This is a genomic window from Pseudonocardia sp. WMMC193, assembly GCF_021728735.1.
Lineage (GTDB): Bacteria > Actinomycetota > Actinomycetes > Mycobacteriales > Pseudonocardiaceae > Pseudonocardia > Pseudonocardia oroxyli.
This window is the reverse complement of sequence record NZ_JAKKDO010000003.1, coordinates 2,110,567-2,136,424: the sequence shown is the minus strand read 5'-3', so window position 1 is coordinate 2,136,424 and position 25,858 is coordinate 2,110,567. Positions and strand designations below refer to the sequence as shown.

The 25,858-nt window shown below is 73.4% G+C and carries 22 protein-coding genes; 14 read left to right on the top strand and 8 right to left on the bottom strand.

Annotated elements, in window-relative coordinates; genetic code table 11:
* Window positions 1-60: 60 nt before the first annotated feature.
* Window positions 61-1,437, bottom strand: a complete 1,377-nt coding sequence (locus L3X23_RS11605; RefSeq protein ID WP_237192231.1) for a 4-hydroxyphenylacetate 3-hydroxylase N-terminal domain-containing protein — start codon at window positions 1,435-1,437, stop codon at window positions 61-63.
* A gap of 199 nt (window positions 1,438-1,636) precedes the next feature.
* Here L3X23_RS11605 and L3X23_RS11600 point away from each other — a divergent pair, with 199 nt between their 5' ends.
* The 8 genes from L3X23_RS11600 (at window position 1,637) to L3X23_RS11565 (ending at window position 9,706) form a co-directional block, all read left to right on the top strand.
* Entirely contained in the window at window positions 1,637-2,767 is a 1,131-nt protein-coding gene (locus L3X23_RS11600) for an acyl-CoA dehydrogenase family protein (RefSeq protein WP_237192230.1), read from the top strand.
* Window positions 2,764-4,005, top strand: a complete 1,242-nt coding sequence (locus L3X23_RS11595; RefSeq protein ID WP_237192229.1) for an acyl-CoA dehydrogenase family protein — start codon at window positions 2,764-2,766, stop codon at window positions 4,003-4,005. The genes L3X23_RS11600 and L3X23_RS11595 overlap by 4 nt, the downstream gene beginning before the upstream one ends.
* A complete protein-coding gene (locus L3X23_RS11590) occupies window positions 4,002-4,772 on the top strand; it encodes a crotonase/enoyl-CoA hydratase family protein (protein WP_237192228.1) in 771 nt (256 codons plus the stop codon). Before L3X23_RS11595 ends, L3X23_RS11590 begins: the two co-directional genes overlap by 4 nt.
* Before the next feature lie 47 nt (window positions 4,773-4,819).
* On the top strand, window positions 4,820-6,361 hold the full coding sequence (locus L3X23_RS11585) for a class I adenylate-forming enzyme family protein (RefSeq protein ID WP_237192227.1): 1,542 nt from the start codon (window positions 4,820-4,822) through the stop codon (window positions 6,359-6,361).
* A 90-nt stretch (window positions 6,362-6,451) separates the two neighbouring features.
* Window positions 6,452-7,147, top strand: coding sequence for a TetR/AcrR family transcriptional regulator (locus L3X23_RS11580; protein WP_237192226.1), 696 nt, complete (start codon window positions 6,452-6,454; stop codon window positions 7,145-7,147).
* Between the two features lie 78 nt (window positions 7,148-7,225).
* Window positions 7,226-7,882, top strand: coding sequence for a TetR/AcrR family transcriptional regulator (locus L3X23_RS11575; protein WP_237192225.1), 657 nt, complete (start codon window positions 7,226-7,228; stop codon window positions 7,880-7,882).
* Window positions 7,882-9,255 carry a 4-hydroxyphenylacetate 3-hydroxylase N-terminal domain-containing protein gene (locus L3X23_RS11570; RefSeq protein WP_237192224.1) on the top strand — a complete coding sequence of 458 codons (1,374 nt, stop codon included), beginning with the start codon at window positions 7,882-7,884 and terminating at the stop codon, window positions 9,253-9,255. Before L3X23_RS11575 ends, L3X23_RS11570 begins: the two co-directional genes overlap by 1 nt.
* 112 nt (window positions 9,256-9,367) lie before the next feature.
* The gene (locus L3X23_RS11565) at window positions 9,368-9,706 is read left to right on the top strand and encodes a hypothetical protein (protein ID WP_093088155.1); all 339 of its coding nucleotides are present in this window, start codon (window positions 9,368-9,370) and stop codon (window positions 9,704-9,706) included.
* 47 nt (window positions 9,707-9,753) lie between these two features.
* On the opposite strand, the gene L3X23_RS11560 is transcribed toward L3X23_RS11565, so the two are convergent.
* Together L3X23_RS11560 and L3X23_RS11555 are read right to left on the bottom strand one after the other, a co-directional pair.
* Window positions 9,754-12,141 (bottom strand): CoA transferase, encoded by a 2,388-nt coding sequence (locus tag L3X23_RS11560; RefSeq protein WP_237192223.1) that lies wholly within the window; start codon window positions 12,139-12,141, stop codon window positions 9,754-9,756.
* Between the two features lie 47 nt (window positions 12,142-12,188).
* A complete protein-coding gene (locus L3X23_RS11555; RefSeq protein WP_237192222.1) occupies window positions 12,189-13,223 on the bottom strand; it encodes a LacI family DNA-binding transcriptional regulator in 1,035 nt (344 codons plus the stop codon).
* A gap of 84 nt (window positions 13,224-13,307) precedes the next feature.
* Here L3X23_RS11555 and L3X23_RS11550 point away from each other — a divergent pair, with 84 nt between their 5' ends.
* A complete protein-coding gene (locus L3X23_RS11550) occupies window positions 13,308-14,672 on the top strand; it encodes a nitrate/nitrite transporter (RefSeq protein ID WP_237192221.1) in 1,365 nt (454 codons plus the stop codon).
* A gap of 141 nt (window positions 14,673-14,813) precedes the next feature.
* Here L3X23_RS11550 and L3X23_RS11545 read toward each other — a convergent pair whose 3' ends face one another.
* Window positions 14,814-15,494: a fasciclin domain-containing protein gene (locus L3X23_RS11545; protein WP_093088143.1), complete on the bottom strand. Its 681-nt coding sequence runs from the start codon at window positions 15,492-15,494 to the stop codon at window positions 14,814-14,816.
* 87 nt (window positions 15,495-15,581) lie between these two features.
* Window positions 15,582-17,075 carry a molybdopterin-dependent oxidoreductase gene (locus tag L3X23_RS11540; RefSeq protein ID WP_237192220.1) on the bottom strand — a complete coding sequence of 498 codons (1,494 nt, stop codon included), beginning with the start codon at window positions 17,073-17,075 and terminating at the stop codon, window positions 15,582-15,584.
* Between the two features lie 77 nt (window positions 17,076-17,152).
* Here L3X23_RS11540 and L3X23_RS11535 point away from each other — a divergent pair, with 77 nt between their 5' ends.
* Entirely contained in the window at window positions 17,153-18,058 is a 906-nt protein-coding gene (locus tag L3X23_RS11535; RefSeq protein WP_237192219.1) for an NADP-dependent oxidoreductase, read from the top strand.
* 1 nt (window position 18,059) lies between these two features.
* Here the strand turns inward: L3X23_RS11535 and L3X23_RS11530 are convergent, their stop codons facing one another.
* Window positions 18,060-19,085: an LLM class flavin-dependent oxidoreductase gene (locus L3X23_RS11530; RefSeq protein WP_237192218.1), complete on the bottom strand. Its 1,026-nt coding sequence runs from the start codon at window positions 19,083-19,085 to the stop codon at window positions 18,060-18,062.
* 170 nt (window positions 19,086-19,255) lie between these two features.
* Between L3X23_RS11530 and L3X23_RS11525 the strand changes: the two genes are divergently transcribed.
* The 4 genes from L3X23_RS11525 to msrA all read left to right on the top strand — a co-directional run bounded on the left by L3X23_RS11525 (window position 19,256) and on the right by msrA (window position 22,856).
* Window positions 19,256-20,851 (top strand): PP2C family protein-serine/threonine phosphatase, encoded by a 1,596-nt coding sequence (locus tag L3X23_RS11525; protein ID WP_237192217.1) that lies wholly within the window; start codon window positions 19,256-19,258, stop codon window positions 20,849-20,851.
* Window positions 20,848-21,927 (top strand): B12-binding domain-containing protein, encoded by a 1,080-nt coding sequence (locus L3X23_RS11520; protein WP_237192216.1) that lies wholly within the window; start codon window positions 20,848-20,850, stop codon window positions 21,925-21,927. Before L3X23_RS11525 ends, L3X23_RS11520 begins: the two co-directional genes overlap by 4 nt.
* Window positions 21,924-22,274 carry an STAS domain-containing protein gene (locus L3X23_RS11515; protein ID WP_237192215.1) on the top strand — a complete coding sequence of 117 codons (351 nt, stop codon included), beginning with the start codon at window positions 21,924-21,926 and terminating at the stop codon, window positions 22,272-22,274. The genes L3X23_RS11520 and L3X23_RS11515 overlap by 4 nt, the downstream gene beginning before the upstream one ends.
* Window positions 22,275-22,343: 69 nt before the next feature.
* Window positions 22,344-22,856, top strand: coding sequence for a peptide-methionine (S)-S-oxide reductase MsrA (gene msrA / locus L3X23_RS11510; RefSeq protein ID WP_237192214.1), 513 nt, complete (start codon window positions 22,344-22,346; stop codon window positions 22,854-22,856).
* Here the strand turns inward: msrA and L3X23_RS11505 are convergent.
* Entirely contained in the window at window positions 22,847-24,256 is a 1,410-nt protein-coding gene (locus L3X23_RS11505) for a putative nucleotidyltransferase substrate binding domain-containing protein (protein ID WP_237192213.1), read from the bottom strand. The two genes, msrA and L3X23_RS11505, sit on opposite strands and share 10 nt — an antisense overlap.
* 9 nt (window positions 24,257-24,265) lie before the next feature.
* The gene (locus L3X23_RS11500; protein ID WP_237192212.1) at window positions 24,266-25,744 is read right to left on the bottom strand and encodes an amino acid permease; all 1,479 of its coding nucleotides are present in this window, start codon (window positions 25,742-25,744) and stop codon (window positions 24,266-24,268) included.
* Between the last annotated feature and the right edge of the window lie 114 nt (window positions 25,745-25,858).

The following is a 25,858-nucleotide window of genomic DNA, read 5'->3' as shown; positions in this document are numbered from 1 at the left end:
GGGGCCCTTGGGCGGATCACGCCGTGGTGATCCGCGCGGGACCCGGGGGGCCTGGCGGGCCTAGCTGGACAGACCCGCGGCCTTGAGCCCGAGGGCCCGGGCCCGGTCGACGTCGTAGTTCTTGCGCGTGACGAGGCGCTGGGCGTAGAGCCCACCACCGGACTGGATGTTGGTGACCAGGTGCCACCCGCCGTAGGCGTCCGCGGTGGTGTCGCGGATCGCGTGGAACAGCTTCGTGCGGTACTCACCGGAGATCCCGCCCCCGGTCGACATGTACTTCTCGAGGTAGGGCTGCAGCGTCGGATTGTCGAAGTCCGTCATCGACGGTGCGGTGACCACGGCCCCGCCCGCGATGTCGTGCAGGTGGCGCACCATCGTGCCGAACTGCGCCGCGCCCTGGTACTTGGTGACGTTGGTGAACATGTCGTCGGGGTAGAAGTAGCCCTCGGGCGTGGCGTGCGCGTTCGTGATCGCGGCCTCGAGCCCGGCGCGCAGCAGCGTCGCGTGGATCATCATCTCGTCGATCTTCTCCCGCACGTGGGAGACCTTCGCCGTGCCGTTGGCCTCGGCGATCAGCAGCGCGAGCCCGACGAGCTCGTCCGCCTGCTGGACCATGAACGAGATGCCGCCGAGCCGCTCCCACAGGCCCAGGGAGTGGGCGAAGACCGCGGCGTGCTCGGTCTCGCCGTCGAGGAACACGCGCTCGTTCGGCACGAACACGTCGTCGAAGATGCACATCGAGTCCGGCATCGACTCGTACGCGGACACCGGGAAGTCCCGCGGGTCGCGGTCGGTGGGGTGGTAGGTGGTGTTGGTGATGTGCACACCGGGGGAGTTGACCGGGATCGCGCAGGCGATCGCGTAGTCCTCCTCGCCGGGGCGCATCGTCTTGGTCGGCATGACCATCAGGTCGTGGCCCAGCGCGGCGCCGCTGATGTGCAGTTTCGCCCCGCGCACGACCACGCCGTCGGACTGCCGGGAGACCACCCGCACGTACGCGTCGGGGTCCTCCTGCTTGCCCGGGTGCAGGCTGCGGTTGCCCTTGGCGTCGGTGATGCACTCGGTGATCCGGATGTCCTCGCGGCGGGCCTTCTCGACGTAGGCCTCGATCCGGGGGATGTACCGGGGTGCGGAGCCCACCAGGCGGCCCGCGGCGACCAGGACGGTCATCAGCGACTGGTAGGTCACGTTGAGGACCAGGTCGAGCTCCATCAGCTCGGGGATGCGGTCGCGGAGCTCGGCCGGGCTGAGCGGGGCGGTGATCACCGGGTTCACCGCGTCCGGCGCGGACGAGTAGTACTTGTCGTAGCCGTCCGCCACCGCCTGCAGTGGTACCGCGAGGCCGGGCTCCTTCTCCAGGTCCTCGACGAGCCTGCCCTGGAAGTAGACCTTCCGACCGTCCTTGAGGGACGCCTTGTACTCCTGGCCGGTGAGCATGCGATGGCACTCCAGATCGTCGGCGTGGGGAGACGACGCGGCCCGGTGCGGCGCGTGATTGTGACGTCGTCGTCAGGTGGGAAGCATCGACCGTGACGCCCGTCATGTCAACACCGGAATTCGACGACTTCCGCAGCTCATGTACCACTCTCAAAAGTGAGATTGACACCGACGTCACATGGGTTGCATGGTTGCCGGCGTGGACGCAGAGCAGCGTGGACCCGAGTTCGGGTGGACCGACGAGCATCGTGCGCTGCGGGCCACGGTCCGGGACCTGCTGGCCGCGCGGGCCCCCGTCGCGCGAGCCCGCGAGCTCGCCGAGGCGGGGGAGCGGCACGATCCCGCGCTGTGGACGGCGCTGGCCGCGGACGTCGGGCTGCAGGGGCTGGCCCTGCCGGAGCGCTACGGCGGCTCCGGCGGCACCCTGGTGGACCTCGCGATCGTCGTCGAGGAGATGGGCCGGGTGCTGTTCGGCGGCCCGTTCCTCTCCACGGTGGCCCTCGCCGCGCCCGTGGTGCTGGCGTCCGGGGACGAGCGGGCCTGCGCGGCGTTCCTGCCGCGGGTCGCCGACGGCACGCTGACCGCGGCGTTGGCGGTGGAGGCCTGGGCGGAGGACGAGATCACGGTGACCGCGGACGCCGCGGGCGCCCTGACCGGGACCGTCCCGGTGGTGCTCGACGGCGCCGACGCGGACCTGCTGGTCGTGGCGGCCTGCGGACCGGACGGGGTGGCCCCGTACCTGGTCGAGGCCGGTGCCGTGCGCACCCCGTTGTCGACGATGGACCTGACCCGGCGCGCGGCGCGGGTGACCTTCGACGCCACCCCGGGGACGCTGCTGGGCGACCCCGGTCGCGGCTGGGCGGTCCTGCAGGCGGCGCGCTCGGTGTCGTCGGCGCTGGTCGCGGCGGAACAGGTGGGCGGCATGGCCGCCGCGACCGAGCTCACGGCCGAGTACGCCCGCACACGGCGGCAGTTCGGCAGGCTGATCGGCTCGTTCCAGGGCGTCAAGCACCGCTTGGCGGACATGACCGTCCGCAGCGAGCTGGCGCGCTCCGCCGCCTACTGGGCGGCCTGGCAGCGGGTGGGATCGGACGCGCTGGCCCACGGCGCCGCCGTCGCGCGCTCCTACTGCGGCGACGCGTTCCTCCAGACCGGGCTCGACACGATCCAGCTGCACGGCGGCATCGGCTTCACCTGGGAGCACGACGCCCACCTCTACCTGCGCCGCGCCCGGGCGGACCGGGGGCTGCTGGGCACCCCCGCCCAGGCCCGCTCCGAGCTGGCCGCGCGCCTGGCGCCCCGCACCACGACCGAGGGGGTCCCCGCATGACCGTCACCGAGCCCGCCCGGGTGCGGGTCGCACCGGACGCGTCCGACGACGAGATCACCACGACGGTCGAGGGCTGGCTGCACGAGCACCTGCCCGCGGACTGGCGCGCCGCCGTGGCCCGCGGCGACCTGGCGGCGGTGGAGGCGATCCGGGAGGACCCCGAGCGCGGTCCGGCCTGGTTCGACCTGCTCGGGGACGCCGGGCTGGCCACCCCGACGTGGCCGGTCGAGCACGGCGGGCTGGGCCTGCCCGCGGACCGCGGCGCCGTCGTCACCGAGACGCTCGCGCGGTTCCGGGCCGAGCGGCACGGCCGGGACTTCGTCGGCCTCGTGCTGGCCGGGCACACGATCCTGGAGTGGGGCACCGACGAGCAGAAGGCCGAGCGGCTGCCCGCGCTGCGCCGCGGCCGCGAGTTCTGGTGCCAGCTGTTCAGCGAGCCCGGCGCGGGATCGGACCTGGCCGGGCTGTCCACCCGCGCCGTCCGGCAGGACGACGGGACCTGGCTGGTCAACGGGCAGAAGGTGTGGAACTCCTACGCCCACCTCGCCGACTTCGGGCTCCTGGTGGCCCGCACCGACCCGGCGGCCCCGAAGCACCGCGGCATCACCTACTTCCTGCTGGACATGCGCACGCCCGGCGTCGAGCCGCGACCGCTCCGGCAGATGACCGGGGACGCCGAGTTCAACGAGACCTTCCTGACCGACGTCGTCGTCCCCGACTCCGCGCGGATCGGCCCGGTCAACCAGGGGTGGTCGGTCGCGATCTCCACGCTCATGCAGGAGCGCAACGGGCTGTCCGGGCGCCCGGCCGTGGGCCCCGGCGCGACAGACGAGCTCGTCGCCCATGCCGTCGCGAACGGGTCCTGGTCGGACCCCGTGCTGCGCGAGCGGCTGCTCGAGGCCTACGTGGAGGAGAAGGTCCTCCAGATGACGACGGTGCGCAGCTTCGTCTCCTCCGGGGCCGCCGCGCCCACCGCGGAGGGCTCCATCCGCAAGCTCGCCCACTCGGTCCTGGCCGAGAAGCTGGGGGTGCTGGGCACCGACCTCGAGCCCGACGGCGCCGTGGCCTGGGAGTCCGAGAGCCCTGCGGCGCAACGCTTCCTGGCGATGAAGACCTACTCGATCGCGGGCGGCACCTCGGAGATCCAGCGCAACATCATCGCCGAGCGGGTGCTGGGACTGCCCAAGGACCCGGACCCCGAACGCCACCTGCCCTTCACCGAGCGGGGGCGGTCGTGACCGAGGGGCCCGTCGGTGTCTCCACCCCGGTCGACGGGGTCCTGCTGGTCACCCTCGACCGGCCCGAGGCCCGCAATGCGGTGAACGCCGCGCTGGCCGAGGGCGTCTCGGCGGCGATGGACCGCCTCGACGCCGATCCGGACCTGCGGGTCGGGATCCTCACCGGCGCGGGCGGCACGTTCTGCGCCGGCGCGGACCTCAAGGCCTTCGTGCGGGGGGAGCGGCCCTACGCGGGGCGCCGCGGCTTCGCGGGTCTCGTGGAGCTGCCGCCGGAGAAGCCGCTGATCGCGGCGGTGGAGGGCTATGCCCTGGCCGGCGGGTGCGAGATCGTGCTGGCGTGCGACCTGGTCGTGGCGGCCGAGACGGCGGTCTTCGGCATCACCGAGGTGCGGCGCGGCCTGGTCGCGGCGGGCGGCGGGCTGCTGCGGCTGCCCGAGCGCATCCCCTACCACCTCGCGATGGAGCTGGCGCTGACCGGCGCGCACGTCCCCGCCCCGCGGATGGCCGAGCTCGGCCTGGTCAACCGCCTGGTGCCGACCGGGGGCGCGCTCGACGCCGCGCTCGCGTTGGCGGGCGAGATCACGGCGAACGGCCCGCTCGCCGTGCGCACCAGCAAGCGCATCGTCGTCGAGACCCTCGGCCGACCCGCTGCGGAGAAGTGGTCCCGCCAGGAGGAGCTGGTCGCGCCCATCGCCACCTCGGCGGACGCGCGCGAGGGCGCGACCGCCTTCGCGGAGAAGCGCCCCCCGGTCTGGTCCGGGACCTGAGTCCGCCCCGCCCTCGACCCCCACCGGATGCTCAGCGAGGAGATCCCATGACGGCACCGCTCGCGTTCTCGCTGGGAGAGGCGCTGCCGCTGTCCGCGGCCCGCCACCCGGACAAGGCCTGTTTCCTGTTCCCCGACGGGTCGGAACACTCGTTCGCCCGCACCAACTCCCGGGTCAACAAGCTCGTCTCGGCGCTGCGGGGCCAGGGGATCGGGCGTGGGGACCGGGTGGCCGTGCTGGCGCTGGACTCGCACCGGTACGTCGAGATCGTGTTGGCGTGCCTGAAGCTGGGCGTGGTCTACATGCCGCTCAACTACCGCCTGATGCGCCCCGAGGTCGACGTGTTCCTCCAGCGCGGGCAGGCCGTCGCGCTGTTCCACGACGCGCGCTACGCGGGCCTGCTCGAGGGGGTCGCCGAGCAGCACGCGCCGCTGCGGCTGGTGATCGAGATGGAGTCCGCGTTCGACGCCTTCCTCGAGACCGGCCGAGACGTCGAGCCGCCGGTCGTGTGCCAGGACCGGGACCTGCTCGGGCTGGCGTTCACCTCCGGGACCACCGGCACCCCGAAGGGGGTGCTGCAGTCCCAGGGGATGATGAAGACGATCATCGAGAGCGGGATGATCACCAGTAGGCCGCAGGCGGACGACATCCGCTACGTCGCCGCGCCCGCCTTCCACGTCACGGGCATCGCGGGGCTGCTCAGTGGGGTGGCGGCGGGCTTCACCTCGCTGCTCCTGCCGCAGTTCGACCCGGCCACGGTGCTGGGTTTCCTGGCCGAGGACCGGGTCACCGGCATGTTCCTGGTCCCCACGATGATCAGCACGCTGCTGCAGCAGCCCGGCGTCGCCGACCACGCCTACGACCGCCTGCGGTTGATCTACTACGGCGCCGCGCCGATGTCGCCCACCCTGCTGCGCCGGGCGATGGAGGTCTTCGACTGCGACTTCCTGCAGCTCTTCGGTGCGGGCACCGAGGCGGGCCTGCAGGCCTTCCTCACCCCGGAGGAGCACCGGCTCGCGCTGGCGGGCCGCACCGAGCTGCTCGGCTCGATCGGCAGGCCGGGCTACGGCATCGCGCTGCGGCTCGTCGACGACGAGCTGAACGACGTCCCGCTCGGCGAGGTCGGCGAGATCGCGACCCGCAGCGACATGGTCATGGACGGCTACCTCGACATGCCCGAGGAGACCGAACGGGCGTTTCGGGGCGGCTGGTTCCGGGCGGGCGACATGGCCTACCAGGACAAGGAGGGGTACCTCTACCTGCACGGACGCAAGAAGGACATGATCATCAGGGGTGGCGAGAACGTCTATCCCGTGGAGATCGAGACGGTGCTCGCCGAGCACCCGTCCGTGGTCCAATGCGCCGTGATCGGGGTGCCGGACGAGCACTGGGGCGAGACCGTGCGCGCCTACGTCACCGCCCCGTCGTGGTCGGGGACGGCGGAGGAGCTGGCGGCGGAGCTCGTGGAGCTGTGTGGGGGGCGGCTGGCGCGGTACAAGGTGCCCGCCGAGGTCGTGGTGCGCGAGGAGCTGCCGTGCAATGCCAGCGGGAAGATCCTCAAGCGTGAGCTCAGACGGCTCGACACGTGAGCACCCGCGCCCCCGGACCGCAGGTCAGGGCCGGTAGACTGCGTCATCCGGTCCGCTCGGTCCGGGTCGCCGGTGAGTAGGGGACAGACGATGGCATCGCGTGGCGGCAGCTCCCGCGGCAGGCGGGTCACGGCCGCGAGCGATCCCCAGCAGCAGCGCCGGGACAGCGGTCCGCAGACCGACAAGGGGCAGGCCCGCCGGGAGCAGCTCATCGAGGCCGCGCACACGGTGTTCATGCGGAAGGGCTTCCTCGACGCGCGCGTCGCGGACATCGTGGCGGAGGCGAACGTCGCCCAGGGCACGTTCTACAGCTACTTCGACTCGAAGGACACGATCTTCCGCGAGGTCGCCCGGATCACCACCGACCGGATGCTGGAGGACGTGGCCGCGGCCACGGTCACGTCGCCGGAGGCGCCGATGATCGACCGCATCCGCGCGGGCCTCAAGGGCTACATCGAGGTCTACCGGGAGAACGCCCGCATGATCGCCCTGACCGAGCAGGTCAGCACGTTCACGCCCGAGATGCGCGAGATGCGGCTGCAGATGCGGGAGGGGTGGCTCGCCCGGTTGGAGCGGGTGCTCAAGCGGCAGCAGGCCGAGGGCATCGCCGACCCGACGCTGGACCCCTACATGACGATCCAGGTGCTGGGCGCCATGGCGGACCACGCCTGCTACGTGTGGCTCTCGCTGGGCAAGCCGTTCGACGAGACCGAGGTGTTGGACTCGCTCACCCGCGTGTGGGCGCGCACGATCGGCGTCGAGGACTCCCAGGCCTGGCAGGTCTGACACAGCTGACCAAACGATCGGTCGAATTCTCCGGACCGAACGGTTGACCAGGAGCCCGCGGCGGGGTCCAATGGACAGGTGACGGACACCGGAGGTCCTGGGCCGCAACGGATCGCCCCGCGCGCGCGGCCGCTCGAACCCAGCCGGTACGACCGGATCCTGGAGGCGGCAGCGGAGCTGTTCCGCAGCCAGGGCTACGCGGCGACGAGCGTGGCCGAGGTCGCGGCGGCGGCGGGCCTGCTCAAGGGCAGCGTCTACCACTACATCCGCACCAAGGAGGACCTGCTCGCCGCGATCATCGAGGAGGCGCACGCGGGCACCGGGCAGCTGGGGGAGGAGCTGCGGGCGTCGCAGGCGTCCGCGGTCGAGAAGCTGCGGACGGTGATCGAGCGGCACCTGCGGGGCACGGAGAAGAACCTCGTGCAGGTCCAGGTGCTGTTCCGCGAGTTCTCGACCCTGCCCCCCGAGCGGTTCGCGGCGGTCGTCGAGCGCCGCGACACCTACGAACGCGCGGTCCGGGAGCTGGTCCGCCAGGGTCAGGCCGAGGGTGTCTTCGCGGCCCACCTCGATCCCCGACTGACCGCCGCCGCCGTCCTGGCCACCCTGAACTCCGTGCAGGCGTGGTACCGGCCGGACGGCCCCATGAGCATGACCGAGATCATCGACGGGTTCACCGACCTCCTGCTCCGCAGCGTCGGCGTCGAGACGCATCCCGACCTGAGGAGACCGAACTGATGAAGACCGGTGCGGAGTACCTGGCGTCGATCGACGACGGGCGCAGGGTGTGGTTCGAGGGCGAGCTCGTCGACCGCATCGAGGACCACCCGATCCTGGGCGCCAGCGCGAAGCTGATCGCCGAGGGCTACGACAAGGTGTACGACCCGACCGGTGACCACAGCCCGTTCTCCGACGTCCCGACGGACGCGGCGGGCCTGCGCGAGCACATCGACTTCGTGCACGACATGGGCATGCTGGCCCACGTCACCTACACCTCGATCATGACGCTGCTGACCGCGGCGGGCCGGATCATGGACTCCTGCCCCGAGGAGGTCGAGCGGATCAACGCGTTCGTCGCCAGGGCACGCGCGGAGGACCTGCGGATCACCCAGTGCATCACGGACGCGAAGGGCCACCGCAAGGTCCGCCCGGGCGCCCAGCAGGACCCCGACCAGTACGTCCGGGTCGTCGAGCGGCGACCCGACGGGGTGGTGGTGCGGGGCGCGAAGCTGCACATCACCGCGGCCTCGCTGGGCCACGAGCTGATGGTCATCCCCACCAAGGGCATGAAGCCGGGGGAGGAGGACTACGCGATCGCGTGCATGATCCCGGTCAACGCGCCCGGGGTGAAGATCGTGGACGTCAGCTACGCGCCGCGGGCCGCCGAGCTCGAGGACTACCCGGTGTCCGGCCCGGTCGCCTACCCGGAGTCGTTCGTCATCCTCGAGGACGTCTTCGTCCCGACCGAGCGGGTCTTCCTCGACGGGCAGACCCGGTACGCCACCGTGTTCGCGCACTCGCTGGGGCTGTGGGAGCGCCTCGGCGGGCTCTCCTCGATGGCGGACGGCGCGGACCTGCTGGTCGGGCTCGCCCAGCTGATCGCGCAGGCGAACGGCACCGAGTCCGTGGCGCACGTCCGGGACAAGATCGACGACATGCTCATCCAGGCCACGCTGATCCGCGCCTCGCTCGAGGCCGCGATCACGCACTGCCACGTGGGCGACAACGGCGCCGCCTTCCCCGACGAGCTGTACACCAACGCGGGCAAGTACTACGCGGCCTCGCACTACGACCGGCTCGTGCAGAGCCTGCACGACATCGCGGGCGGCTCGATCGTCACCGCGCCGTCGCTGGCGGACCTGCGCAACCCCGAGATCGGCCCGGCGGTGCGCAAGTACATGCAGGCCAACCCGGAGATCGACGGCGAGATCCGGCTCCGCCTGTTCCACCTGATCCGGGACATCTCGGCGGACACGTACGGCGGCTGGAAGCTCGTCACGAACATCCAGGCGGGCGGCGGGCTCTACGCGCAGAAGATCGTCACACGCAAGTGGTACCCGATGGACAAGGCGGTCGCCAAGGCCAAGGAGCTGGTCGGCGTCCCGTTCTGACCCCGCGACCGGGCAGGATCCCGTGTCCGCTGTCACCCGTGACACCGGTCGCGGGATCCTCCGCCCGTGGGGCGACTTGCCCGGGACACCCCCGTCCGACCATCCTGCTGGGGTGACTGAGGACTCCGTCCGACTCGACACTGACGAATCCGGGCTGGCGCGGGCACTGCCGCGCCCGTCGCACGGACACGACGAGATCCAGGGTGTGCCGTTCCGCCCGGTCGGCTTCCGGGACGACGACCTGCCCACCGCGCTGGAACGCTCGGCCCGCTGGCTGCGCGAGGTGCAGGAGTGGCTGGGCGAGCCCGTCGACGTGATCGGCGTGCACCTGGACTACGACGACTCGCCCGGCGGCATCTACTACGAGGTCAAGCTGCTCTGCAACGACGAGGACCTCGCCGGCGTGCCCATCGCCCTGCGGCAGCGGGCGGCACAGGGGACGGCGGACTGACACATCGGCCCGCGCGCCCGGATCCGGGCGCGCGGGCCCCGGCTCCGCTACACCGTGACGCCGAGGCGCTCCAGCTCGTCGAGCTGGGCGGCGGTGAGGCCGAGGACCTCGGTGAGGACCTCCCTGGTGTGCTCGCCCAGCGCCGGGGCCGCGGCGCGCGGGGACATGGGCGAGCGCGAGGCCACCCACGGGACCGAGGGCAGCCTGCGGGGGCCGATCTCGGAGTGCGTCAGCTCCGGGAAGAAGCCGCGCGCGGCGAGCACGGGATGGCGGTGCACCTCGCCGATCGTGGCGACGACCTCGGCGCCGATCCCCTTGGCCTGCAAGGCCTCCACCACCTCGGCGGGGCTGCGCTCCGCGGTCCAGGCCGAGACCAGGGCCTCCAGCTCGTCCTCGTGCAGCCTGCGTGATCCCAGCGTGCGAAACCGCGGGTCGTCGGCGAGGCCGGGATCGCCCATCACGTCCGCCAACGCGGCGAACGCGGCGTCGTCGGCCACGCTGACCGCCACCCAGTCCGCCCCGCCGCGGCAGCGGAACGTGCCGTGCGGGCTGCGTGCCTCGTCCCGGTTGTGGATCACCGGGACCTCGCCGCCGGTCGCGCCCGCGAACAGCACCGGCCAGGGGAACGCCGCGAGGCAGGACTCGAACATCGCCGTCTCGACGCGGACGGGCTCGCCCGTCGCGCGGGCCCGGTAGAGGGCGCCCAGCGTGGCGACGGCCGTGGTGATGCCCGCCATCGGGTCCGGCAGGGACATCACCAGGTCGGTCGGGCCGCCACGGACGCGGCCGTTGGACGTGGCGATCCCGCAGAGGGCGTCGATCAGCGAGCCGTAGGCCGTGTGTCCGGAGTACGGGCCGGACTCGCCGAAGCCGGTCATCGAGACCGCGACGATCCGCGGGTTGATCTCCGTCAGCCGCTCGAAGGGGAAGCCCATGCGCCCCAGGGCGCCCGCGCTCATGTTGTCGATCACCACGTCCGCCGTGGCGATCAGGTCGCGCAGCAGGTCCCGGCCGCGTTCGGTCTTGAGGTTGAGTGCGACGGACCGCTTGCCCTGGTTGTTCTGGTTGAAGTACCCGGAGCGGTTCACCCCGACGATCTCGTCCGCGTAGGGACCGAGTCCCCGCGTGGTCTCGAGCCGGGTCGACGACTCGATCTTGAGCACGTCCGCGCCCAGGTGGGCCAGCTGCATCGCCGAGAAGGGGCCCGCCCACACCACGGTGAGATCGACGACGCGGATCCCGGCGAGCGGGCCGGGGACGGGGGCGCCCGCGCCCGCGGCGGGGGAGGGCCGCTCGGCGGGGGTGGTCCACAGCGCCTCGGCGTCCCCCGAGCCCAGGCGCGGCACGGGGCCCCGCTCGGGCGGGACCGCGCCGTCGAAGCGCCACGGCCGCACGGGCACCGGCACGCCGTCCCCGGTGGCGAACCGCGCCGTCGGCAGGGACGAGCGGGCCGCCAGGTGGTCCCACTCCAGGATGTCCCGGGCGCCGTGGATCGGGCAGGCGGCGATCCGGTGCTCGTAGGCGAGGTCGAGGAACTCCCGCATCGTGTAGGGGGCGAGTGCCTCCCGGACGAACACGTCGAGGACGTCGTGGTTCTCGTCGCGGCCCGCGGTGGTGTCGAAGAGCTCGATGGCGCCCCAGTCCGGGTCCCCGAGCAGGTGCACCAGCCTGCGGAACTCCTCGTCGCGGGTGATCTGCATGAGGACCCTGCCGTCGACGAGCTCGTAGAAGCCCCACGGCCCGACGCTGCGGTTGCCCTGCCAGACCGGCGCCGTGCCCGTGTAGGCCCAGCGGGACACGGCGGTGGCCAGCACGGAGGCGACGGCGGCCTGCTGGGAGACGTCGACCCGCTGGCCGTGTCCGCTGCGCCGGCGCTCGAACAGCGCGCCGAGCACCGCGACGACCGCGCCGCACGCCGCGTGCACGCTCGACAGCTCGCCGCGGTAGCGCAGCGGCTGCGGGTCGTCGTCGGTCAGCGACGTCGAGTTGACGCGCAGCAGCCCCGAGGCGGCGAGGGCGAGCAGGTCGTCCGATCCGTGGGGGCCCGCGCCGGTGCCGATCCGGCCCAGGGCGGAGACGTCGACCACGACCAGCCCCGGGTCGTCCGCCACCAGGCGCTCGACCTCGGCGTCGGTCAGGAACGGGTCCCCGTCCCGGGAGCCGCGCAGCACGACGTCCGACCGCGCGGCGAGGGCGCCGAGGTCCGCGGACCGCGACACCGAGCTCTTGCCCGCGTGGAAGTAGGCGAACGCCGCGCTGCGCTCCGCGTCCGGCACCCCGCCCGCGAACGGGCCGAGCGCACGCAAGGGGCTGCCGGGCCCGGACTCGACGAGCACCACGTCGGCGCCCAGGTCGGCGAGCAGCCGCCCCGCGTACGCGAGGGCGATCGTGTCACCGGCCTCGAGCACCCTGACCCCCGCGAGCGGGCTTTCCACACTCGGCGAACATGACGTCATCGTCACACCCTTCGTCGCCGGTGAGCCTAGCGATTCGCGGCTCCGAACGGCACCCCCCGTGGCGATCTCGAACTCCGGGCGGGGCCCGTGGACTCGCGCACCACCAGGACGGACGGGAGGACCGGGTCGTCCGGCGCGGTGCCGGTGACGAGATCGACCAGCGCCCGGCCCGCGGGCTCGGCGGGGCTGGTCACGGTGGTGAGCGGCGGGTGGCAGAAGGAGGCGCCGAAGACGTCGTCCGCCCCGACGACGCTCACGTCGCCGGGCACGGCCACCCCGGCCCGTTCGAGGTGTTGCAGGACGCCGATCGCGATCAGGTCGTTGAACGCCACCAGGGCCGTCGCCCCGGTGGCCAGGCCCGCCTCCGCGGCCGCGGGCCCGGACCCGAGGACGGGGGCGTGCGGGCCCGCCGCGTGGAAGGTGACGCCGTGGCGCTCGGCGTGGGCGGCCAGGGTGCGGCGGCGTTCACCGTCCGCCCAGGAGGTCTCGGGCCCGCGCAGGTAGACCAGGGCGCGGTGCCCGAGCCCGGCGAGGTGCTCGACGGTCTGGGCGCTCGCGGCGTCGATGTCCGCGACCACGCCCGGCAGCCCGGCCAGCGGCCGGTTGAACACCGCGGCCGGGTGGCGGCGCAGCAGCGGCGCGAGGTCGTCGGCGGAACCGCGGGGGGACACCAGCAGGAACCCGTCGACGAACGAGCCGAGCCGACGCAGGTGGGCGGCCTCGATCGCGGCGTCCTCCTGGCCGTCGGCGAGCACGATGCTGTGCCCGGCCGCCGCGGCCTGCGCCTCGGCCCCGCGGATCAACCCGACGTGGTGGGGGTTGGTGACGTCCGGGACGAGCAGGGCGAACAGCCCCGTCCGGCCCGAGGGGAGCGCCTGCGCCATGCGGTTGGGCACGTAGCCGAGCCGCTCGGCGACCTCCGCCACGTGCGCGCGGGTGCGCTCGGACACGCGGCCGGGGTTGGACAGCGCCCGGGACGCGGTGGACGTCGCGACGCCGGCCGCGCGGGCGACGTCGTAGATCGTCACGGCCCGCGGACGGGCGTCCCCGGTGTGATTCATGGCGGCATTCCACCACGGGCCTGCACCCGAGCGGCAACCGGTTGCCATACTGGTTCGAGCCGAAGAGAGGGAGCACTGCGCAGCATGGGGACCGTCCGGTCGGGGGTCAGGAGCGGGACACGGGACGACAGGGGTGGACGCGCCGTCTGGGCGGTGTGGGCCGCCGCGATCGCGGTGTACCTGCTCGCGGTCACCCAGCGGACCTCGCTCGGGGCGGCCGGGCTCGACGCCGCGGACCGCTTCGGGATCGACCCCGGCACGCTCTCGCTGTTCGTCTTCCTCCAGATCACCGTGTACGCGGCCGGACAGATCCCCGCCGGGATGCTGGTGGATCGGTACGGCCCCCGCCGGATGCTGCTGGTCGGCGGGCTGATCCTGGGCGTGGGCCAGGGCGTGCTGGCCTTCACCGGGGCGCTGCCGCTCGCGCTCGGCGCCCGGGCCCTGGTCGGCGCGGGAGACGCGGTGGTGTTCTCCGCGGCGATGGTGGTCGTGGCGCGCTGGTTCCCGCCCCGCCGGGTCCCCGTCGTCACCCAGGTCACGACGATCGTCGGGCAGCTGGGTCAGGTGCTCTCCGCGCTGCCGCTGCTCCTGCTGCTGCACGCCGCGGGCTGGACCGCGGCCTTCGCCGCGGCCGCCGCGGCCAGCGTGCTCTCCGCGGCCGTCGCCGGGACGGTGGTGCGGGACGGCCCGCGCGGCTGGCGGGCCCCGCCGCCGGTGTCGGCGCGGACGATGCTGCGCCAGGTCGCGGACGTCTGGCGGCGGCCGGGGACGCGGCTCGGGTTCTTCGGCCACCTCGGCACGCAGTTCTCGATGATGACGTTCGCGCTGCTCTGGGGCCTGCCCTACCTCGTGTCGGCGCAGGGGCTGGACCCGCTGCTCGCGGGCTCCCTGATGACGCTGCTGGTGCTCGCCGCGGTGGTGGTCGGGCCGCTGGTCGGGGTGCTCACCGCGCGGCACCCGATGCGCCGCTCGTGGATCCTGCTGTCGGTCATCGCGCTGACGGCGGGCACCTGGACGGCCGTCCTCGTCCAGCCCGGCCCGGCCCCGCTGTGGCTGCTCGTCGTCCTGATCGTGGTGCTCGCGATCGGCGGGCCGGCGTCGGTGGTCGGCTTCGACATCGCGCGGACGACGAACCCGGGCTCCACCCTCGCCGTCGCCCAGGGCATGGTCAACATCGCCGGGTACAGCGCGTCCGTGGTGGTCCTGATGGTGATGGGGTGGGTGCTGACCGCACTGGGCGGCTTCACCCCGGAGGGCTTCCGGGTGGCGTGGCTGGTGCAGTACCCGGTGTGGGCGGTCGCCGTCGTCGGGATCCTGGTCACCCGCCGCAAGGCCCGTCGGGTGGACGCCGCGCGCGGGATCGCCCCGCGGCCGCTGCGTGATGTCGTCCGGCGCAGGCCCGCCTCGCCGACCTGCGGCCGGGCGGCCGTGGGCGTCCCCGAGCAATGAGGAGGCCCGGCCCCGACCGGGTGGGCCGGGACCGGGCGTCGTCGGCGGTCCCCCTCGAGAGCCGACGACCGGACACATCCGGCGGGCCGTCGTACCCGCCGGATGCTCCCAGCCTGCGTTCGGCGCCGGGCGCCGAACGGTTCAGCTCTTCGGCATGAGGACCTTGTCGATCACGAACACGGTGGCGTTCGAGGTCGGGATGTTGCCGCAGAGGATGTTCGCGGTGTTACCCATCCCGTCGGTGACGGTCGGGGCCTCCGGCGTGCCGCCGATCGTGACGGTGCCGCCTGCGAGCTCGGTGACCGTGCCCGCGTCGACCAGCCCGGTGGCGTCGTAGCGCTTCGGGACGACGTGGTAGCTCAGCAGCCCGCCCAGCTGCTGCTGGTTCGCCAGCAGGCTGGTGAAGGCCTGGTCGCCGACCTGCTTCTGGACCGCCTCGAACGCGCCGTTGTACGGGGCGAACACGGTGATGGCCTGCTGCTGGTTGAGGGTGTCGGCCAGGCCGGGGACCTTGCCGACGGCGGTGACGAGCGTGCTCAGCAGCGGGTTCGTGCTCGCGGCGGTGGCGACCGGCTGCGGGCCCATCGCGTTGAGCGACCCGGGCGCGTCGCCCTGCGGGAGCTGGCCGCAGGCCGGACCGAAGACGTCGGCGTTGGTGGTGACGCCGTTGCCCGCCGCCGCCGGTGCGGACGTCGGCGCCTGGGACATCGGGGCCTGCGACGGGGTGGCCGGTGCGGCCGACTCGGACGAGCCGCAGGCGGCCAGCGAGACGGTCAGAGCGGCGATCGCGCCCGCGGCGGCGATGCGGAAGGTCTTGCGCATAGCGATTTCTCCTTGAATTCTCCGGCCCGGTGGACCGGACCCTCGACAGTTGTTCGGTGCGTTGTGCGGATCGGTTCGATCGATTTCTCAGGCGACCGTGAAAATGGTCGCGGGCCAGCCGGAGGCCCCGTCGGGAATGGGGTCGGCACGCTGTTCGGTCTGGACGTTCCCGGCGGCGTCGGTCGCCCGCACCTGGACGGTGTGGCTGCCCGGTGGGAGGTCGAAGTCGGCGGTCCACATGCGCCAGGTCCGCCCGTTCACCGCGGTCGAGAGGGTCGCCTCGCGCCAGGGACCGCCGTCCATCCGGACCTCCACGCGGCCGATCCCGACGGGCTGGGACCAGGCGATGCCCGCGCAGCGCACCGGGCCCGCGGGCACCGTGGCGAAGCCGCGGGGGGCGTCGATCCGGGACTGGGTCTTGATCGGGGCCCGCTGCGCCCACCCGCGTTCGAGCCAGTACGCCCGGCGGGCGTCGAACGTGGTCAGCTCGAGGTCGACCAGCCACTTGGTCGCGGACACGTAGCCGTAGAGCCCGGGGACGACCATCCGCACCGGGAACCCGTGTTCCGGCGGGAGCGCCTCGCCGTTCATCCCGACGGCGAGCAGCGCCCCCCGGTCGGGTTCGAGCACGACGTCCGTGGGGGTCCCCGCGGTCCAGCCGTCGACGCTCGTCGCGAAGATCTGGTCCGCGCCCGGGCGCACCCCGGCGTCGAGCAGGAGGCTGCGCAGGTCGACCCCGGTGAAGGTGGCCGTGGAGACGAGATCCCCGCCGACCGGGTTGGACACGCAGGTCATCGTGATGGTGCGGTCGACGAGGGGGCGGGCGAGCAGGTCGTCGAAGGTCAGGGTGAGCTCGCGCTCGACCAGGCCGTGCAGGCGCAGGCTCCAGTCCTCGGCACGCACCTCGGGGACCCGCAGCGCGACGTCGATCCGGTAGAAGTCCGCGTTGGGGGTCACGAACGTGGGCGTGCCCGCCGCGGCGAAGTCCGCGTCCGCCGGGATCGCGGGCGCCCGCTCGGTGCGCAGCGCCGCGGCCAGCCGCCGGGTGACCCGGTCGCGGGACTCGGCGTACCCGCCGCCGACCAGCAGGCTGCCCGCCCCGGCCGCGACGGACAGCACCGCCACCGCCGCGAGCCCACCCAGCAGCACCGCGCGCCGGGTGTGGTCCTGGCGGGCGGGTCTGCGGAACCCCACGAACACCGCCACCCCGACGAGCAGCGCCACCACGGGCGCCACGAGATCGACCGGTCCGAACGTGGGGGCCCCGACCACGGCCGCGATCCCGGCGAGGCCGAGCGCGACGATCAGCACCACCCCGCGCCGCAGCAGCCCCGCCACGGCGGCGAGGAGGAGGATCACCACGGCCATCCCGGTGAGCAGGACCGGCTTGTCGGCCGTGCCGAAGGTCGTTTTCGCGAATTCGGTGAGGAACTGCGGCGAAAACCGGATCACGGTGTCCCCGACCGCCAGGAAAGGCGACGATCCGGGCGCGATCAGAGCGGCGACGAGCTGCCCTGAGGAGATCGCGGCGAGGACCGACACGATCCCGGTTGCGGCGGCGACGGCGCGGTTGCTGGACACGAGAGGTGTTCGCGCGTCCGGCCGATCCGGTTCGGCCGGTGGGCGGGGGGCACCCGGTCGTGCGGGATGATCGGGGCATGCGTGCGTACGGCTTCACCCGGACCGGCGGCCCGGAGACCCAGACCTTCCTGGACGTGGCGGTACCGGAGCCGGGGCCCGGGGAGCTGCGGGTCCGGGTGCGCGCGGCCGGGGTGAACCCGGGGGACTGGCGGTTGCGCGAGGGCGCCTACGGCACCGTCCCGCCCGCCGTGCTGGGTCGGGAGGTGGCCGGGACCGTCACCGCGGTGGGGCCGGGCGTCACGGGCTTCGGGACGGCCGACGAGGTGTTCGGCGGCTGCCCGGGCATGGTCGGGGGCTGGGCCGAGGAGGCGATCGTGACCGCGGGGTTCGCCGCGCACCGGCCCGCGTCCGTGCGCCCCGAGGACGCGGCCGCGCTACCGGTGGCGGCGGGCACGGCGTTCGACGCGCTGGAGGGCCTCGCGCTGCCCGCCGGGTCGACGCTGCTGGTCAACGGCGCGGGCGGCGGGGTCGGGGTGCCCACCCTGCAGCTCGCCCGGGCGGCGGGGCTGCGGGTGGTGGGGGTCGCGAGCCCGCGCAAGCACGCGCTCGTCGAACGCTTCGGCGGGATCCCGGTGGCCTACGGCGACGGCGTGCTCGACCGGGTGCGGGCCGTCGCGCCGGACGGCGTGGACGCCGTGTTCGACCTGGTCGGCGGCGACCCGCTGCGCGCCGTGGCGACGCTGCTCACCGACCGCTCCCGGCTGCGCTCGATCGCGGACAAGGGGCTCGCGGCGGAGCTGGGCGGCCGGGACGTGGTGCGGGACCGGAGCACCCGGGTCCTCGACGCCCTGGCCAACGAGGTGGCGGCGGGCAGGCTGGACCCGCACGTCACCGAGGTGCTGCCCCTGGAGCAGGCCGAACGTGCCCTGGCCGAGGTCGAGAACGGGCACGCGGAGGGCAAGGTCGTGCTGCGTATCGCGTAGCTCAGGCCTGGGCCGCGGCTCGGGCGTGCGCAGGCGTCCAGCCCAGGCGCGGGCCGAGGGCACCCGCGATGTCGCCCAGGATCTGGGTGTAGTCGTCCGGGCGGAAGGTGAAGGGCAGCGCGAAGACGACCTCCTCCACCCGCTGGTAGCCGGCGTGGGCCTCGAGACGCTCGGCGATCTCCTCGGACGTCCCCACCAGGTCCGGGGCGAAGAGCATGCCGGGGCCCTGCGGCTCCCGCGTCCGCGGCGTGCGCGCCTCGACGTAGGCGTGGTACCGCTCCCGCTGGTCCGCGGTGGCGGAGTCGGTGGGGATCACGACCAGGCCCTGGGAGACGCGACCCTCCGGCCGCACCTCCCGGTACGCGTCGATCTGGGCGGCCTGGATGGCGGCGAAGTCCCACACGCCGTTCGGCGGAGCCTGCTCGGCGCGGACCACGCTGCTGGTCAACAGGTTCATCTCCAGCTCACCGGCCCGGCGGGCGGACGACAGGCCCCCCGCGCCGTACCAGAGCCGGGCACGCAGCCCGGGGGAGTGTGGCTCGACGCGCTCGGAGAACGTCTCGAACCCGGCCGTTCCGGAGAAGCCGCTGACCTGCTCGCCCGCCACCGCGCGCAGGAAGCGGGTGAGCCGCTCGGTGCTGAAGTCCTCCTGGTCGGCGGTGTCCGGGTAGAGCGCCTCGCGGACGTCCTCCCACCGCATGGGCGGGCCCACGCTCACGCCGGGGTTGAGCCTGCCGCCGGAGAGCAGGTCGACGGTCGCGAAGTCCTCGGCCAGCCGCAGCGGGTTCTCCCAGCCCAGGGGCGTGACGGCGGTGCCCAGCTCGATCCGCGACGTGCGCTGCGAGGCCGCCCCCAGCACCGCCACCGGCGAGGAGACCCCGTACTGGAGGTGCCGGTGGCGCAGGAACGCGCTGTCGAACCCGAGCTGCTCGCCCAGTTCGATCATGCGCAGCGTGGACTCGTGACCGCCCGCGGGGTCGTCGCGGTCGAACAGGCCGATGGTGAGGAAACCGAGCTTCTGCAGCACGTCCGCTGCAACACCGCGGCCCGCGCGCTGCTTCCCGGTGTCGGCCGGGACGCCGACCGAGTACGGTGGTCGGACGAGTTCAGACCACGTGCTCGCCCCGAGAGCCGAGAGCGGCCGTGTGCCGCATGACGCAGGAAGGTGGCGAGGGCTCACCCCACGAGCCCGAACCCGTGACATCTCTCCACCGTGACCAGCAGCTTCTCGTCGGGGACGAGACGCCGTGGCACGCTGCGGCCGTCGCGTCGTTCGTGGTCGACGACGCCGGGGTCGTCTCCGCCGCCAACGCGTTGTCCCGCGAGCTGCTGCCGAGCGTCCTCCCGGGCGCGCTCCTGGCCGACACCGCGCCCGCCTGGCTGTGCGCGACCGGCCCCGCGTCCGGCGAGCTCGACGACCGGCGCTACCAGGCCCGGCCCGTCCGGCTCTCGGACGCCACCTGCTGGTGGCTCCTCGACGACACCGACGCCGAGGACGCCCGCTCCGAGCTGGGACTGGCCCGGGAGCGCACCGCGTTCCTCACCGAGGCCTCCGACGAGCTGCTCGGCTCGCTGAACCTGCAGCGCTGCATGGACATCGCCGCCCGGCTCGCCCTGCGCCACCTCGCGGACGCGGCCTGGGTGGTGGGCCCCGGCGGTCCCCGCCCCGTCGTCGTCGGGACGCCGGAGGGGTTGCGGCACTCCACCCTCGACCACGCCCCGGAGGAGGTCCTGGGCCTGGAGGAGGCGCTGCTCGGCTTCCCGCCCGTGCCCAGCCGCTGGCTCGACCCGAGCGGGGTGCCCGGGTGGCTCGCGCCGGAGGGCTTCGGCCCGATCGGCTCCGTCGTCATCACCCCGCTGCCCGGTCACGCCGTGGCCGCCGGAGCGCTCATCCTGCTGCGCAAGCCGTCGAGCCCGCGGTTCTCCGCGGCCGAGGAGGAGATCGCGCGGCTGTTCGCGGCCCGCGTGGGCGTGGCGCTCTCGGCGGCGCGGATGTTCGCCCAGCAGGCGAGCGTGACCGACACGCTGACCTGCGAGCTGCTGCCGCCGGTGCTGCACCAGCTGCCGGGCGTGGAGCTCGCGGCGCGGTACCGGCCGGCCTCGGACACCGACCGGGTCGGCGGGGACTTCTACGACGTCCACCCGGCGGACACCGAGGACGGCGAGTCGCTCGTCGTGCTCGGGGACGTGTGCGGCAAGGGCCTGGAGGCCGCCGTGCTGACCGGTCGGATCCGCAGCACCGTGCAGGCGTTGCTGCCGATGGCCGCCGACCACCTGCAGATGCTCCGCCTGCTGAACACCGCGCTGCTGAGCACCGAGCACACCCGCTTCGCCACCATGGTGCTGGGCTCGGTGAGCCGCCGCCACGCGGACGTCCGGCTGCGGCTGACCAGCGCGGGGCACCTCCCGCCGCTGGTCGTGCGGGCGAACGGCCGGGTCGAGGAGGTCGACACGCAGGGCACGCTCGTCGGCGCGATGCCGGAGGTGGAGGCGGCCTCGGTCGAGATCGTGCTCGGCCCCGGAGACACCTGCCTGCTCTACACCGACGGGATCACCGAGGCCCGCGGCGGCCCCTTCGGCTCCGAGTTCTTCGGCGAGGAGCGGCTACGCCGTGCGCTCGCCGGCTGTGCCGGGATGCCCGCGGAGGCGCTCGTCGAGCGGATCCAGATGCTGGCGAGCGACTGGGCGGGCCGCACCCGGCCCGACGACATGGCCGTGCTGGCCATCACCGCGCCCCGCGGGCAGCACCTCACGGCCGTCGGGGGGCACGGACCAGGGAGGTACACCGCGTGACCGCAGCGGATTCCGTCGAGGAGACCGGGTCGCAGGACCGGGTCGAGCAGCTCTGGCGGGCGGCGGTGGCCGGGGACACCCGGACCGCGGCCGACGTCGTGCTGGGCGCCCTCGCCGACGGGGTCCCGGCCGAGTCCGTGCTGCTCGACGTGATCGGCGGCGTGCAGCGCCGGGTCGGCGAGGAGTGGGCGGCCGCGCGGATCGACGTCGCGCAGGAGCACACGGCCACCGCCGTCAACGACCGCGCCGTCACGGCCGTCACGGCCGTCGCGCTGGCCGCGCCCCGGACCGAGCCCGAGCACGGGCGGATCACCGTGGCCTGCGTGGACGGCGAGTGGCACGCGCTGCCCGCCCGGCTGCTCTCCGAGGTCCTGGTCCTGCGCGGGTTCACCGTGGACTACCTGGGCGCGCAGGTGCCCAGCCCGCACCTGGTGGAGCACCTGCACCGGACCGGTCCCGACGCCGTCGCGCTCTCGGGGTCGCTGGCGACCCGGCTGCCCGCCGCGCACGCCACCATCGACGCCTGCGCCTCGACCGGCACGCCGGTCATCGCGGGCGGGGCGGCGTTCGGGGTGGACGGCCGCTACGCGCGGCTGCTCGGGGCACAGGCCTGGGCGCCCGACGCCCGCACCGCGGCCGAGCTGCTGGTCGCAGGCCCACCCGGGCTGCCGGGGGTGCCCGGCCAGCCCGCCGACCGGCTGCCCCACCTGGCCGACCAGGAGTACACGATGGTCGCCCGCACCCAGCGCGAGCTGGTGAAGGCGGTGTACGCGGGTCTGGAGGACCGGCTGCCCGCGATGCGGTCCTCCACCGAGGACCAGCGCGAACGCACCGCGGAGGACCTCGCGCACATCGTCGAGTTCCTGGCCACCGCGCTCTACGTCGACACGGACGCGCTGTTCGCGGACTTCCTCGGCTGGACGGCCGGGGTGCTGTCCGTGCGGGGCGTGCCCGCCCGGACCCTCGTCCCCGCCCTGGACCTGCTGGCGGGCGAGCTGCGGGACTTCCCCCGCGCGCGGCGGATCCTGGACCACGGCCGGGCAGCGGTGCTCGAGCCCGCGACGGCGGCGTCGTGACCGGGCCCGGCGTGCTCACCCTGTCCTGGTCGCACCCCGAGGACGGGGACGCCACCGTGGGGATGACGGGTGACCTCGACTACGCCACCGCCGACCGGCTGCTCGCCGAGGTGATCGCCGAGGCCGCGGTCCCGGGCACCGAACGGATCGTGCTGGACTGTGCGGAGCTGGTGTTCTGCGACTCCCACGGGCTCGCCGTGCTGCTGATGATCCGGCGCCGCACGGCCGCCGCGGGCGTGGACCTCGCGCTGGACAACCGCCCGGCCCGGCTCGACCGGCTCCTCGCGATCACCGGGACCGCGGAGCTCCTCACGGGTGCGGTGCCGCAGGCGCGCTCGCAGAGCTAGCGAGGCCCCGGGAACCAACGGCGGACTCCCGGTGTTGAGGGGGACGTACCGTCGAGCCGAGGGAGAGAGATGAGCACTGAGAAGGCGATCCTGGCGGGCGGCTGCTTCTGGGGCATGCAGGACCTGATCCGCAAGCGGCCGGGCGTGGTCTCCACCCGCGTCGGCTACACGGGCGGAGACGTCCCGAACGCCACCTACCGCAACCACGGCACGCACGCCGAGGGCATCGAGATCGTGTTCGACCCCGCCGTGACGAGCTACCGGGAGCTGCTGGAGTTCTTCTTCCAGATCCACGACCCGACCACGAAGAACCGGCAGGGCAACGACATCGGCCTGTCCTACCGGTCGGCGATCTACTACGTCGACGACGAGCAGAAGCGCGTCGCCGAGGACACGATCGCGGACGTCGAGGCGTCCGGGCTGTGGCCCGGCAAGGTCGTCACCGAGATGGAGCCCGCCGGGGACTTCTGGGAGGCCGAGCCCGAGCACCAGGACTACCTGGAGCGCATGCCGTGGGGCTACACCTGCCACTTCCCGCGCCCGAACTGGGTGCTGCCGAAGCGGGCGGGCGCTCAGGCCTGAGTCGTCCACTCCTCCGCGGAGGTGTAGGCGAGGAGGTTGCCGAGGCGCTTCTGCACCCCGGCGATCTCCCGCACGGCCTGCGCCAGCAGGCTGCGGTCGAGCGGAGCGAGTGACCGCACGCGGACCACGTCCGACGCGGGCTCGCCCCGGTCCCGCTGCTGCAGCTGGATGCGCAGCCGCAGCCGCTGGAGCACCTCGAACACCTCGGTGAGGGTGTCGGCCTGCTCCGTCGGCATCAGCATCGACCCGCTCGCGGCGGTGAGCCGCGTGCGGGTCGACAGGGCGGGCGAGTGCACCGAGAGCGCCGCCCAGCGGGCGATCTCGACGATCGGCCGCAGGGCGTGGGCCTTGATGTCCACCGTGCCGATGCGGCGCAGCTGCGCCCGGTTGGTGAGTGACTCGCGGATCAGCAGCCGCAGGGTGTGCGGGTGCTCCCGGACCCCGGCGAAGACCTCCTGCACGACGGGTTCGGCGTGCCCGTCGACCGCCCGGCCGTCCAGCAGCAGGGACGCCATGAGCATGCCCTGGTCGTCCAGCGGGCTGACCAGCCACTGTTCGGCGGCCTCCCGCCACTCGGACCGGGTGCGGGCGAACCGCGGGTTGACCGGGGTGGCGCCGTGCCGGTCCACGGTCAGACCCGCCGCGGCGAGCGCCTCGTTGACCTGGACGAAGGCCCGCCGGTAGCAGACGGCGCGTTCCGGGGTGACCGAGTCGGCGAACACCACGGCGGAGTCGATGTCCGAGCTGGGCGCGGCCTCCCGGCGGGCGTTGGAGCCGAGCACGAGCCAGGTCAGGTCCGCGAGGTCGAGGCCCGGGTCGGCCCCCAGCACCAGGGCGAGGACCCGGCGCTGCACCGCGTCGATCAGCGTGGCGTACACCGCCGTGACCTCGGCCGGGTCGCGGCGCTCCCGGGCGAGGTCGGCGAGCAGGGCGGGCAGCCGGTGGCCGAGCGCGGCGACCTGGTCGAGGTCGTCTGCCCGGTCCAACCGGGCGCGCAGCAGCAGCCCGGCGGCCGAGGGCGAGGCGAGGAAGTCCTGCGGGTCGACCGCCCCGCGCAGCGTGCCCTCCGGGTCGACGACGAGCAGGTAGTGCAGCCGGTGCTCGAGCAGCTCCTCCAGGACCTCGGCCGTGGGCGTGCCGGTGAGCACCGTGCGCGCCACCGGCACCATGATCTCGGACAGCGGGGTCTGCGCGGACCGGCCCGCGGCGAGCACGCGCTCGCGCAGGATCTGGTCGGTGACCACCCCGAAGCGGCCCGCGCCCGCGGGCACGGCGACGTAGCCCTTGCGCCGCTCGGTCATCAGCGCCGCGGCCTCGGCGACCGTCATGCCGGGGGTGCCGAGCACGGGGTCACTGACGACGAGCTCGTCGACCGTCCGGAACCGCGGCTCGGGGTCCACGGGACGAACCTACCCCTTCGTGTCCCAGACCGGCCCGATCTTGCCCCCGGTGTGCGCGAGCACCTTCGGCTTCGCGATGAACCACCCGCCGACCAGCAGCGCCGCGATGATCGGGATGCCGAGCACCACCACGATGAAGTTCGTCTTGTGCCAGAACTCCGGCGAGCTCTGCCAGCCCGAGATCGCCATGCCGACGATCACGAAAGCCAGGAACGCGAGCCCGAAGTAGCTGGTCCACGGGCTGCCGGGCATCCGGAACGGGCTCGCGGGGATGACGCCGCTGTCGCTGAGCCTGCGCAGCCGCAGCTGGCACAGGAAGATCGTCGCCCAGGTGAAGATCACGCCGAGCGCGGCGGCCTCGAGTGCGGTCTCGAAGGCGTCCGGGTCCACGGCGTTGAGGACGGCGCCGAAGACGTAGACCACGGACGTCATGATGATGCCCGCCCACGGCACGCCCGACCCGCTCATCCGGGTGGTGAAGGGCGGCGCCTGCTTGCTCATGCCCAGGCTGCGCAGCACGCGGCCGGTCGAGTAGAGACCCGAGTTCAGCGACGACATGGCCGCCACGATGAGCACCGCCTGGATGACGTCGCCCATCCAGTTCCAGCCCAACGCGCCGAACACGCGCACGAACGGGCTGGTGTCGCCGTTGTACTGGTCGGTGGGCAGCATGGAGACCAGCAGCAGCAGCGAGCCGCAGTAGAACACGCCGATCCGGAAGATGACCGAGTTGACCGCTTTGGGCACCTCGCGCTTCGGGTCGGACATCTCGCCCGCGGCGACCCCGACCATCTCGATGGCGGCGTAGGCGAAGACGACGCCGGACATGACGAGGATCGGTCCCCACCAGTGGTAGTCGCCGGAGGCGGGCCAGAACCCGCCCGGGTTGGACCACAGGTTGTCGAACCCGGCGCGGTGCCCGCCGATGTCGAAGCGCCCCACCACGAGGACCAGGCCGACCACCAGGAACACCACGATGGCCCCGACCTTGAGGATCGAGGCCCAGAACTCGAACTCGCCGAACGCCTTCGCGGACAGCAGGTTCACCGCCAGCACCACGGCCAGCGCGATGAGCACGGTGAGCCAGCTCGGCATGTCCGGCAGCCAGTGCTTGACGTACACCCCGACCGCGGACAGCTCGGCGATCCCGGTCAACGCCCAGTTCAGCCAGTACATCCAGCCGGTCACGTACGCGGCCTTCTCACCGAAGAACTCGCGCATGTAGGAGACGAACGCACCCGACGTCGGCCGGTGCAGGACCAGCTCGCCCAACGCCCGCATCAGGAAGTAGGCGACCAGGCCGACGAACGCGTAGCTCAGCACCAGGGCGGGTCCGGTGCTCTGCAGCCGGGATCCCGTGCCGAGGAACAGGCCGGTCCCGATGGCGCCGCCGATCGCGATCATCTGCACCTGGCGGCGGCCCAGGGACTGCTGATAGCCCTCGTTCTCCGCGTGCAGTCCGCTGCTCTGGTCCAGCGTGTCGGTCATGCGGTCCCCCTCCGTGCGTGGTGAGCCTCGTGGTCGTCTCGCCGTGCAGTCGTCTCGCCGTGCAACGGAAGATAAGCCGGATCACGCCGCGGCGCTCTGTAGACGTGTGACGAT

Excerpts from the sequence above, each read along its gene's own strand:
- L3X23_RS11585 (WP_237192227.1), top strand. The coding sequence starts at position 4,820 with ATGACGGCACCGCTCGCGTTCTCGCTGGGAGAGGCGCTGCCGCTGTCC.
- msrA (WP_237192214.1), top strand. The coding sequence starts at position 22,344 with ATGAGCACTGAGAAGGCGATCCTGGCGGGCGGCTGCTTCTGGGGCATG.
- L3X23_RS11545 (WP_093088143.1), bottom strand. The coding sequence starts at position 15,494 with ATGCGCAAGACCTTCCGCATCGCCGCCGCGGGCGCGATCGCCGCTCTG.
- L3X23_RS11605 (WP_237192231.1), bottom strand. The coding sequence starts at position 1,437 with ATGCTCACCGGCCAGGAGTACAAGGCGTCCCTCAAGGACGGTCGGAAG.
- L3X23_RS11535 (WP_237192219.1), top strand. The coding sequence starts at position 17,153 with ATGCGTGCGTACGGCTTCACCCGGACCGGCGGCCCGGAGACCCAGACC.
- L3X23_RS11570 (WP_237192224.1), top strand. The coding sequence starts at position 7,882 with ATGAAGACCGGTGCGGAGTACCTGGCGTCGATCGACGACGGGCGCAGG.
- L3X23_RS11500 (WP_237192212.1), bottom strand. The coding sequence starts at position 25,744 with ATGACCGACACGCTGGACCAGAGCAGCGGACTGCACGCGGAGAACGAG.
- L3X23_RS11550 (WP_237192221.1), top strand. The coding sequence starts at position 13,308 with ATGGGGACCGTCCGGTCGGGGGTCAGGAGCGGGACACGGGACGACAGG.
- L3X23_RS11555 (WP_237192222.1), bottom strand. The coding sequence starts at position 13,223 with ATGAATCACACCGGGGACGCCCGTCCGCGGGCCGTGACGATCTACGAC.
- L3X23_RS11580 (WP_237192226.1), top strand. The coding sequence starts at position 6,452 with ATGGCATCGCGTGGCGGCAGCTCCCGCGGCAGGCGGGTCACGGCCGCG.
- L3X23_RS11595 (WP_237192229.1), top strand. The coding sequence starts at position 2,764 with ATGACCGTCACCGAGCCCGCCCGGGTGCGGGTCGCACCGGACGCGTCC.